Origin of the sequence: Treponema sp. UBA7567, assembly GCF_002476655.1 — a bacterium.
Lineage (GTDB): Bacteria > Spirochaetota > Spirochaetia > Treponematales > Treponemataceae > Treponema_D.
This window is the reverse complement of sequence record NZ_DLLH01000056.1, coordinates 48064-58488: the sequence shown is the minus strand read 5'-3', so window position 1 is coordinate 58488 and position 10425 is coordinate 48064. Positions and strand designations below refer to the sequence as shown.

Below are 10425 nucleotides of genomic sequence, written 5' to 3'. Positions count from 1 at the left end.
AAAACTCGACATTTGGGCTATTTAATAAATATTTACATAATAGCGGTTCAAATAAATTTTCCGTCTGTTTGCTTTCTGCCAGAATGTGCTTGCAGGATAATTTTTTATAAGCGAATTATACGAATCAATTGCGCTTTTTATGTTTTTTACTTCGCTGTCAGCTTCCAAAATCTGTCCTTGAAGAAAAAGCGCCTCGTCTATGCGGGTATTTTGAGTGTCGAGATACTGCTGAACTTCTGAAAGCGCTTGAGCGTAAGATTTTTCTTCAAAATCTCTTTTTGCTTGTTCCAAAAGATTTTTTGTATCGATTTTTAAGGATTTTTTCTGTTCTGGCTTTGAAACTTCTTTTGAAACGTTGTTTGAAACGTCGTTTGAAACGTCGTTTGAAACGTCGTTTGAAAGTTCATTTTGCTTCAAGTTTGTTTCGTCTTGTGAAGAAAGTTTTTGCTCATTGTCAGAAGTTTTTTCTTCAGTATTTTTTATTTCGTCAGTTTTTTGAGTTTCTCCATTGCCTTCTGCTTTTTTTTCGAGGCGGACAGGCTTTTGCGGAACTGATTCTTCATAAGAAGGAGCCTTTGCCCTCTCATTCGGTTTTGCCGATTCTTCAAGAACTTTTATCTCCAGATAATCGTCAATGTATTCGCCTTTTAAAACGTCATTTTTGTAAAAATGAAGGACTGTTTCTCCGCTTTTTGTTGTGCGGAGCGTAAAAGTCGTGTTTTCTGTTCCTAGTTTTCGTCCAAAATATCTCAAAATCTGGTCTTTGCCTTCGTCTTCTCCCATGAAAATCCAGCCGCGTCCCGGATAAATTATGTCAACGTACTGGTTGTTTTTTGCGGTCATTGAGCGGCTCGGGGCTTTTTGAGAATCGTTTTCGGTCTGTTCTGCCTTTTCGGCCGGCTCTTCCTGAATTTCTTCAGAAAGCTCGTTTTTGTTCTCAGGTTTTTGTTCGTCTTGAGACAAGTTTTCCTGATTTTCCATAGAATTTTCGTTCAGTTCCAAATTTTCGTCTGTCTGAGGATTTTCTTCTTCGGAATTTTTTTCATTTTCTACTGCCTTTTGCTGAAGTTCTGGTTCGTCTTCGTTTTTTTCTGGAAAGTCTTGCGCTTTGTTTTCTTCGGTTCCGCTTGGTTCTGGATTTTGTTCATCTGTGGAAGACTTTATTTCTTCCTCCAAAGGTGAATCTTTTACTTCCGGCTCAACAAAGTCTTCATGAGTTTCTTCTGTTTCGTTCTCGCTTTCTGACAAAAGTTCGTCTTCATCGATTTTTTCAGAAAGCTGGTTTTCGTCATTTTCTGATTTGTTCTGCGTATTTTCTGAATCTTGCAAATTTTCTTCTAGGCTTTTTTCTGAAATTTCTTCATTTGCAGCAGGATTTTGAGAAATTTCTTTGTTTTCGGATGAGTTTTCTGGAATTTCTTCAGTTTTTTTGTCAGAAATCTGTTCTTCCTGCGTTAAATTTTCTTCGTTTTTTGGCGAAGAGGCACAAGAATTTAAAATATAAAGAGAAAAAACGGATGTAAATAAAAACAAAAAAGTTCTGGCTTTAGTTTTCATCAAGGCGCCGCTCCTGTAATTTCGTCAATAATTTTGTCGTTTGAATTTTCAAGCTCTTCAATGAGCTTTGAATCTGGTTTTGAGAAATATTTGCTTATTTCTTCGTCGCTCCAAGAATTTTCTGTTTTTCGCGACAAATAATAATCTTTTTCGATTTCCAGATATTCGGGCGTCATTGGCTCTGAAGTCAAGACATTTTCCGGTTTTTCGAAGGTTTTTGCCTTTGGTTTTCCTGATTGAATAAAAACTACTATTAGCGCAATTACAAAAAAAATCAAAAAAAATGCACTGATTCTTGCCAAAAGAGGTTTTTCGCGAATAAAATCACTTGTTTTTTCTTTTAATTCATCAAAATCAACCATTTTTACTTCTGTTTTTCTTCGGTTTTTTCCTGATTTTCCGATTTTTTGTCGTCAGAAGCAGCTTTTTCCGCCGACTTTTTTTCATCTTCGGCGATTTTTGCTGCCTTTGATTTCTTTGCGGCTTCTTTTGCTTCGGCACGGAATTTTTCAATTTCAGGATCGGTTATAGTTCCGTCCGGATTGTGAATTCGTTTTGCCGGACGCGGAGGAATGTAGACATTTTCTTCCGGAGGAACATCTTCTTCGATAAATTCTTTTTCCGATTCGTCTGGTTCAGCTGAAATTTCTTTGTCGAGACGCATTGTCATAACTTTAGAAACACCAGATTCCTGCATGGTTACACCGAGCATTGTGCTTGCGCCCATTACGGTTTTTTTGTTGTGCGTAATTACAATGTACTGCGAAAGTTTTGCAAAAGAACGCAGCGCGGTTACAAAGCTTGAAACGTTTTTGTCGTCGAGAGCGGCGTCAATTTCGTCAAGGAGACAGAACGGACTTGGCCTTACCTGATAAGTTGCAAAGAGGAGCGCGACTGCCGTCATAGTTTTTTCACCGCCGGAAAGAAGCGCAATGTTCTGGAGCTTTTTTCCAGGAGGTTCGGCGTAAATGTCGATTCCCGAAGTAAGCACATTTTGCGGATCTACAAGGCGAAGTTCTCCTCGTCCGCCGCCAAAAAGACGCCGGAACATATTGTGGAAATTTTTCTTGATTTTGTTGTAAGTGTCGAGGAACATTTCTGTCGACTTTGTCTTGATTTCCTCAGAAACACGGATTAAGTTTTCGAGCGATTTGTTTGTGTCATCGTAACTTGACTGCAATTTTTCGTAGCGTTCCTTTTGCTCTCCAAATTCTTCTGGCGCCATAAGGTTTACGCTTCCGAGCGCTTTTAATTCTTCGCGGGTTTTTGCAAGTTTTTCGCGCAAAACTGCCGAAGAAGTTGTTATTTTGTACATACGCTCTTCAAATTCCATAAGATCGCGGCTGTGAGTGTCGATAAAGTTCTGCTTTATGTTTCGTATGTCGTTGTCGCTTGTTACTAAGTCCATTGCCAGTTTTTCGTACTGGAATTGAATTTTTCTCTGTTCTTCCTGTTTTTTGTCGAGTTTGTTCTGAGTTCCGCTTACAGAAGAATTGCAGCGCACGATTTCGCTGTTGATTTCGCTCATTTCGTCGGCGCATTTTTGACCGCGGTGTTCAATCGCCGCAAGTTCGCTTTGAACATCGATAATCTGTTCGTTAAGTTCGTCGCGTCTTCTCTGTTCCTGTTCAAATTCTTCCTGATTTTGGCGAAGGTTGTTTTGCTCGCTTACGAGCGAGCGGCGCAAAATCTCAACATTCTGCTTGACTCCAAAAATTGCCTGAGCCATCGAAGCTTCGGTTACGCGCAGCTGGTTTAAGGTTTCGCGGTATTCGTTTATTTTTTTTACAAGCTCACTGTTTTCGCTTTTGTAAGAGGCAATTCTTTCGTTGATTTTTTCAATTTGCGAGTTTATGTCCAGGATTTTTGAATCGATTCCACGTTTTTTTGTGATAATTCCTTCCGGAGATGTAAAATCCTCGATAAAATCCGGCATCGCCTTTTCGTATTTAGAAACGGCTTCTTCAATGTTTACGCTGATTAATGAAATTTCCTCAAAAGCCTTGATTGCGTCCTGAATGAGCTTTTTGTTTTCGCTTTCTGAGTGGCCTGTAATCGATGCGTAGTCAGAAAAAATATTTTTCCGTCCTTCAGCAAAAATTTTGAGTTTTGCGAGGGAGTTTTCAACTTCTTCTTTTGCAGATTTTGCCGCATTGCTTGAATATCCCGAATCTTTTAATTTTGCATCGAGCTCTTTAACGATGTCTTCTGTTATTTCGCCCAATTGTTTTTGATAATCTGCAATTTGTCTGTTTAATTCTTCAATTTCGTCTGCGCTTTTTGCCGAAAGAGTGTCATTTTCCGTAATTTTTGCACTTGAAGAAGTTATATTTTGCGTAAAGGATTCGATGTTTTGCTTTACGCTGTCGAGCTGCCTGTTTTTTGAATGTAAATCGGCTTCGCGCTCGTCAATTTCTTCGTTAAAGGTGTCAATTTTTTCCTGAATCGAATTCTGCTTTACTTCAAGAATTCCGATTTTTTCTTTTATCTGGTTCGCTTGAAGATTGTATTCCTGCGCGCGCTGAAGCTTGTTTGTCTTTTCGGTCTGGACTTTAGCAAGCTCAACCTGCAGAAAATTCATTTTTGTCTGCAAGTCTTTGATTTTGTCGTTATTTTCAAAGAGAGCCGCCTGAATTTCTTCAATTTCTTTTTGGACGGCAGAGCGTTTTTCTTCGAGTTCTTTTTTTGTCGTTTCCTGGCGCGCTTTGTCCTGTGTAAATTCTTTAAGGCGCAAAAGCTGAAGGTCAAGTTCACAGTTAAAAATATCATCTTTAAATTTGCGGTACTTGATTGTTTTTTCGCTCTGAACTTTTAAAGTTTCGTAGCTGCGTTTGTTTTCGATCAGCGCGACTTCAATCTGGGCAAGATTTTGTCTTGTGCGTTCGAGTTCTCGTTCAGCTTCGGCGCATTCCGCTTTTGAACGGCTGATTCCGGCCGCTTCTTCAAAAAGATAGCGTCTGTCTTCCGGTTTTGACGAAAGAATCTGGTCAATTTTTCCCTGTTCCATAACGGAATAGGCTGCTTTTCCAACGCCTGTATCCATAAAAAGACGACGAATTTCTGTCGGACCGACTTGCCTGTTGTTAATATAATATTCGCTTTCGCCAGAGCGGTACAGCCGGCGCTTTAATGCAATCTCAGACTCTTCAAGAGGCAGAAGTCCGTTTTCGTTTGCAATTGTGAGCGTAACTTCCGCAATATTGAGAGGAGGGCGTGTTTCGGTTCCGTTAAAAATAACAGATTCCATTGTATCTGCACGGAGATTTTTTGCCTTGTTTTCTGCAAGAACCCATTTTACCGCATCGACAACATTGCTTTTTCCACAGCCGTTTGGCCCGAGCAAGGCGGTAATTCCATCTGCAAATTCAATATGAGTTCTGTCGGCAAAAGATTTAAAACCGAAAATATCCAGACATTTAAGAAACACTTTCTAAACTCCGCGAAAAATCAAATTTTGGTATCTTTCTATTATAGCAATAAAGGCAGCGTGTTTCAATTAAGGCGTTTTTTTTATTCCGGAGCACATTTTGTGTACCGCGGCCCGTCTTTCATGGTTTTATTCCTCCGCTTCGCTTTGGAACGGCTTTGCCGCCATTACAGCCGGGGCTAAAATTTTCCCTTCAGTAAAAAAATCGCTGTCCGCGCCCTTTATTCGCCTTTTTCTTCTATTTTGGAAGGAGAAACTAGTTTTCCTTTAAAAAGCATTTTTGGATAAACTTTTAGACCGAGTTTTTTTTCAAGCCGGGCAAATTGATTCATTTCGTATTCATCGCCGATTACAATGTTTATTCCTGTTTTTCCTGCGCGCGCTGTGCGTCCTGCCCTGTGTACAAAAAAATCTTCGTTTGAAGGCATGTCCATCTGTATTATGTGGCTTATTTCCGGAATATCAAGCCCGCGGCTTGCCAGGTCGCTTGTTACGAGAATTTTTATTTTTCCGCTTCTAAACCTGTCTATCATAGATTTTCTTGCGACTTTGTCGGTTTTTGCATGCAGCCCAAAACATTCGATTCCCTTAAAATTCAGTTTTGAGACAATGTTTTCCACCTGGTCGAGTTTTCCTGTAAAAACAAGGCATTTAGACGGTTTTTCAGCTAGAATAACTTTTCGGAGCGTGTCGATTTTGTCGCGCCGTTCTGAAAAAATCGCAAGATGCGTAATTCTTTTTCTTAAAACATCTTCCGGCGGCAAAAAAAGAGTTTCAACTTCGTGTTCTAAGCTTCCGTCGCTCTTTATTTTTGTTCCTGCAAGCAGTTTTTGTGTTGATTTTGTGATTGTTGCGCTTGCTGCAATCAACTGAACGTGTTTTTTTGGCGAATTTAAAAGGGCCATCGTAAAATCGCGAAGCTCAGGTGCAATAAGCCGGTCAACTTCGTCAAGCACAACTGCATCGAGGTTCTCAAGTTTTATTTTTTTCAGGTTAAAAAGTTCTAAAAGCCTTGCTGGTGTTCCTATTATTACGGCAGGTTTTTCTTTTAAATTTTCAACCTGTCTTTTTATCGGCGTACCTCCTATTAAAAGACATGTTTTTATTTCGCTTATGCTTTTAACCTGTGTTTTAATCTGACTTGCAAGCTCAAAAGTTGGAGCTACAACCATAATCTTTATATTTTTTTGTGGATTTTCCTCGGATTCAATTTTTGTCAAAAGAGGCAGGACGTAAGCGTATGTTTTTCCAGTTCCGGTTTCACTCTGAAAAAGCAGAGATTTTCCTTCTGAAATAACGGGAATCGCCTGAGACTGAACGGCTGTTGGTTCTGTAATTTGATTTTCTTCGAGTTTTTTTATCAAATTTTCTGAAATTTTCAATGAATTGAAGGTTGTTTTTTCTGACATACAAAAACTATAGCACGTAAAAAAAATGTTTGCTATAATCAAAGGAATATGAAAATCGGAATTGACAGTTTTGGCTGTGGACATGGAAAATCTGGAATTGGTTCTTATCTTTCTTCTTTATCATCCCAGCTAAGAAACTCTGCTGACTGCACGTTTGAGATTTTTGGCTCGGAAATTGACCGCTACACTTACGGTGCAGAAAACGGACTTTCCTATTCTTCTGTAAAGCTTCCAGACAGCCGTTTTTATGAAACATTGTGGCATTACGGCTGTTCAAATATTTTTGCAATGTATCACAAGTACGATGCAGTTTTGTATGCTGCCGGCGCGCGCTATATTCCTCTTTTTTGCACAGTTCCAGGAGTTGCCGTTGTTTATGATGTTCTTTCAGAGCTTTATGAAGACGAAATCCTAAAAAATCATACAAAAAGGATTCTCTTCGGCTTAAAAAATGTTTCAAAGGTTATTGCGGCGAGCCATTTTATCAGAAAAGACTTGATAAAACTTGGTGTTCCAGAAGAAAAAATAACTGTAATCTACAACGGAATCAACCATTCGGAATTTTATCCGCGGGAACTTTTTTCACCGTCCCGTTTGGACATTAAACCGTTTGCAATAAAAAGACCGTATTTTATTTATCCTTCGCAAATTTCTTCTTCTTCAAAAAAACATGTCGAGCTCATAAAGGCTTTTTCGCTTTTTAAAGAAAAAACACATTTGGAACATCGTCTAGTTTTGACCGGAAGCGAAGAAAAAGCTATTGAATCCGTAAAAAAAGCAATTTTGGAATCAAAATTTCACCAAGATATTTTTATTACAGGATTTTTTCCGCACGAAAGTTTTCCGCTTTTGTATTCTGCGAGCGAAGGTTGTATTTTCCCTTCGATAAATGAGGGGGTAGGTTTGCCTGTGCTTGAGGCTTTGGCCTCTGGAGTTCCTGTAGCCTGTTCAACTGGCGGTTCTTTGCCAGAAATTGCTGGAGACAATGCGGTTTATTTTGACAGCGACAATATCGAGCAGATGGCAGATGCAATCGAAAAAATTGCATTGGAATCAAATTTGCGTAAAAAATTAAAAGAAGGCGGACTTGAATGGACAAAACGTTTTAGCTGGGACAAAACCGCCGAAAAAACAATTGACGTTCTAAAAAGCGTCTGTAAAAAATAAATTCAAAAATTGCAATTGCTAAAAAAAGACCGCCCGTTTGGACAGTCTTTTGCTTTTTTTGAGATTATTCTTCAACCGCAACACCGTGGTGTTTTTTCTGGAAGCGTTTGAGCATTGCTACTCCGTTGCGCTTTCCGTTGTAAACATATCCGCCGTCCCAGTATTCGAGGGCAGCAAAGAGCGCATTGCCGCCGTCCTGGTCATCTGATTTTTTTGTACGGAAAGAAACGTATTTTGCAAGTTCTTCAAAGTTATGTGTCTGAAGACATTCAATACGTTTTTTGTTGAATTCGTTCCATTTTTCGAGATCCTTAAAGCCTTCGCCTTCGTCTTTTACAATAAGATGTGCGTGTGTCGGGCTGAATGAGTACCATACGCGTACTTTTTTGTTGATGTCGCAGTTGTTACCGTGCTTTACCGCATTTTTAATAACTTCAGAAATTTGCTGTTCAAGGAGATTGATTTCCTTGATTTCGAGTGGAGCCGACTGAACGATTAAAAGCGTAAAGTAGCGAATCTGGCGAAAATCTGACGGAAATTCTTTATATAGCATGTTTGTTGTATCAAACAACGGGTCGTTGTCATCTGAACGCAATAGTTTGTACTGATTTTCCATTTTTTACTCCGTTTTAATCTTGTTTTTTTGTTTATTCGTTTACCATAAGAAGCGCTTCTTCGATGCTGTTTGCAATAGGGAAGTAGCCCATAAGTTTTGTGAGTTCAATAACTTTTTTTACTGAACCATGAATATTAGAGATGGCAAGCTTGAGATTCATCTTTTTGATTGTTGAACAGATGTAAATCAACGCGCCAATTCCTGACGAGTCGATGTAGTCAACCTGTTCAAGGTTTATGATGAAACTTTTTACATTCTTTTCAAGCATTTTCATGACTAATTCTTTTAATTTATAAGAATTGTAAAGATCCATTTCTCCATTTACGTCAATGATATAAACTTCACCATTTTTCCGAATCTTCAGTTCCATAAGAAAAACTCCTTTTTTATTCTACTGAATTTTAACTGCCAGCAATGTTTGATCGTCGTGTAATAATTCCGAACCGACAAACTTTTTCATATCTGCCTTTACCAGATCTGCTATTTGCTTGCCTGATGACTTGCTGTTTGTTTTTACAATATTTAAAAGACGGTTGAGCGAATACTGTTTGCCGGAAGCATCCAAGGCTTCTACCAAACCGTCAGTATATGTAATTATAATATCACCTGGCGAAACTGTAAACTGAATATCTTTGTAAGATGTTGTTTTTTCAACGCCTAGAGGTTCGGAAGCGAGGGATTTTCGCTCAACTGTCTGTTTTTGGGCATTATAAAGGAATACAGGAGTTGTTCCTGCCGAAGAAAACTGAACTGTTTTTTTTGCGGCATTGTAGTTTATGAGGGCAACAGAAGCAAAGTGCTCAAAATTTATTTCACCGCAAATTTCCCGGTTTGCAAGGCTTAAAATTGTTCCGGCAGGCTGAGGAGTGTTTACAAGAAGGCGAATCATTGAGCGGAGCATTGACATAACAAGGAAAGAATTTGTCCCTTTTCCAGCTACATCCATAAGAATAATAGATGTGCGGTCTTGACGTACAGGAAGAACGTCAAAAGTATCTGAACATACGCCTTCTGTGTGCATTGTAAAAGAACCGAAAGAGATTCCTTGCAAAGGCGGAAGTTTTTTTGGAAGAAGAATATTCTGCAAGTTTTCTGCAATTTTGCTTTCTTTTGAGATTTCGTTTTTTTCGTTGTAAACCTGAAAACTAATTGTTGTTTTTAATGCTGATTCTGCAAATCCTGCAAGCGTAAGCGCCCAGTCAAATTCTTTCTGGGTAAATTCTTTGCCTGGATTTTTGGAAAGAGCGATAAGTCCAATTACAATACCGCGACCTCTCAAACGGATTGGAATAAAGATAAAACTTCCGAGTTTTAAGAAATCTTCAGGACCGTTTTCTGTAATGCGAGGATCGCTTTTTGGAGAGTTGATGATTTCAGCTTTTCCAGAAGATGCGATTTCTCCAAAGATATTGTCGCGGAGAGCGAATGTTGCAAATTTAAAACTTGTTGAAACACGAAGTTCTTTGTGAGGAAGTTCCGCTGGAAGCTTGTATGGCGGCGGAAAAACGCCCAAAAATGATTTTACGTTGATAGAATCTTCAAAATCGTCAACCATAAGAACTGCGCCACCGTCAGCGTTTGTAATTTCCATACAGGTTTTGTTTATCGAGTCCAAAAGATTCTGCATTCCTTCTTTGCTTCCGAAAGAATCCGAAGCGAGAATTACAAAAGAACGTCCTTTTTCGATAAGGTTTACTTCGTCAGGTTTTATGTCTTCGACTATGATTTCCGGTTTTTTGATTTCTTCTTCATCAACAGGTTGTTCTGAGACTTCTTCTTTTGGTTTGCCGAATGCGAGCATTACGAGATAAGGAATTAAAACCGCTGTTGCAAGAATCAGTAAAAATACAAAATTTGAAATTCCAGGATTAAAAATCGTATAAATGCAGTCGAAAATCAGTATAAGCACCGACAAAAAAGAAAGATAGCTTACTTTTGCTGTTTTTCGTGTTTTTATTACTGCCAAAAAGATAAAAAGAATTGTTGCCAGAATGGCTGTTCCTAAAAGGGGAAGGTAGGCAATTGCATCTGAGTTGAACAATTTAGGCTCTCCATTTTTGTTATGTTTTTATAAAGAATTGTAATGCTGCTATTTTTTCCCGTCAAGATAAAGATTTTGCCGAAAACGTTAAAAATGCAGTTTTTTATGGATAAATTTTTTAAAGCTGCTCTTTTTCGATTTTCTTTTTTAATAGAATTTTTTTTATTTTGTTTAAAAGCCTGCGCCAAAAACTTTTTCCGAATTTTGA

8 protein-coding genes are annotated in these 10425 nt (G+C 38.6%); 1 reads left to right on the top strand and 7 read right to left on the bottom strand.

Annotated elements, in window-relative coordinates; all coding sequences use genetic code 11:
- Positions 1 to 21 precede the first annotated feature (21 nt).
- From B3Y13_RS07290 to B3Y13_RS07275, 4 genes are all read right to left on the bottom strand, one after another.
- Positions 22 to 1560, bottom strand: coding sequence for a hypothetical protein (locus tag B3Y13_RS07290; RefSeq protein ID WP_296693639.1), 1539 nt, complete (start codon positions 1558 to 1560; stop codon positions 22 to 24).
- Positions 1557 to 1919, bottom strand: coding sequence for a hypothetical protein (locus tag B3Y13_RS07285; protein WP_296668231.1), 363 nt, complete (start codon positions 1917 to 1919; stop codon positions 1557 to 1559). Before B3Y13_RS07285 ends, B3Y13_RS07290 begins: the two co-directional genes overlap by 4 nt.
- Before the next feature lie 2 nt (positions 1920 to 1921).
- Positions 1922 to 4984 carry a chromosome segregation SMC family protein gene (locus B3Y13_RS07280; RefSeq protein ID WP_296693637.1) on the bottom strand — a complete coding sequence of 1021 codons (3063 nt, stop codon included), beginning with the start codon at positions 4982 to 4984 and terminating at the stop codon, positions 1922 to 1924.
- 221 nt (positions 4985 to 5205) lie between these two features.
- Positions 5206 to 6393 carry a DEAD/DEAH box helicase gene (locus tag B3Y13_RS07275; protein WP_296019902.1) on the bottom strand — a complete coding sequence of 396 codons (1188 nt, stop codon included), beginning with the start codon at positions 6391 to 6393 and terminating at the stop codon, positions 5206 to 5208.
- Positions 6394 to 6441: 48 nt separating this feature from the next.
- Here B3Y13_RS07275 and B3Y13_RS07270 point away from each other — a divergent pair, with 48 nt between their 5' ends.
- On the top strand, positions 6442 to 7560 hold the full coding sequence (locus tag B3Y13_RS07270) for a glycosyltransferase family 4 protein (protein ID WP_296668235.1): 1119 nt from the start codon (positions 6442 to 6444) through the stop codon (positions 7558 to 7560).
- 64 nt (positions 7561 to 7624) lie between these two features.
- On the opposite strand, the gene B3Y13_RS07265 is transcribed toward B3Y13_RS07270, so the two are convergent.
- The 3 genes from B3Y13_RS07265 to B3Y13_RS07255 are packed head-to-tail and all read right to left on the bottom strand — an operon-like array spanning position 7625 to position 10217.
- Positions 7625 to 8176, bottom strand: a complete 552-nt coding sequence (locus tag B3Y13_RS07265) for an ATP-binding protein (protein ID WP_296019897.1) — start codon at positions 8174 to 8176, stop codon at positions 7625 to 7627.
- A gap of 31 nt (positions 8177 to 8207) precedes the next feature.
- Complete coding sequence (locus B3Y13_RS07260; protein WP_078930302.1) at positions 8208 to 8546, bottom strand: anti-sigma factor antagonist; 339 nt, start codon at positions 8544 to 8546, stop codon at positions 8208 to 8210.
- Positions 8547 to 8567: 21 nt separating this feature from the next.
- Positions 8568 to 10217 (bottom strand): GAF domain-containing SpoIIE family protein phosphatase, encoded by a 1650-nt coding sequence (locus tag B3Y13_RS07255; protein ID WP_296668237.1) that lies wholly within the window; start codon positions 10215 to 10217, stop codon positions 8568 to 8570.
- Positions 10218 to 10425: the final 208 nt, after the last annotated feature.

Excerpts from the sequence above, each read along its gene's own strand:
- B3Y13_RS07270 (WP_296668235.1), top strand. The coding sequence starts at position 6,442 with ATGAAAATCGGAATTGACAGTTTTGGCTGTGGACATGGAAAATCTGGA.
- B3Y13_RS07275 (WP_296019902.1), bottom strand. The coding sequence starts at position 6,393 with ATGTCAGAAAAAACAACCTTCAATTCATTGAAAATTTCAGAAAATTTG.
- B3Y13_RS07260 (WP_078930302.1), bottom strand. The coding sequence starts at position 8,546 with ATGGAACTGAAGATTCGGAAAAATGGTGAAGTTTATATCATTGACGTA.
- B3Y13_RS07285 (WP_296668231.1), bottom strand. The coding sequence starts at position 1,919 with ATGGTTGATTTTGATGAATTAAAAGAAAAAACAAGTGATTTTATTCGC.
- B3Y13_RS07265 (WP_296019897.1), bottom strand. The coding sequence starts at position 8,176 with ATGGAAAATCAGTACAAACTATTGCGTTCAGATGACAACGACCCGTTG.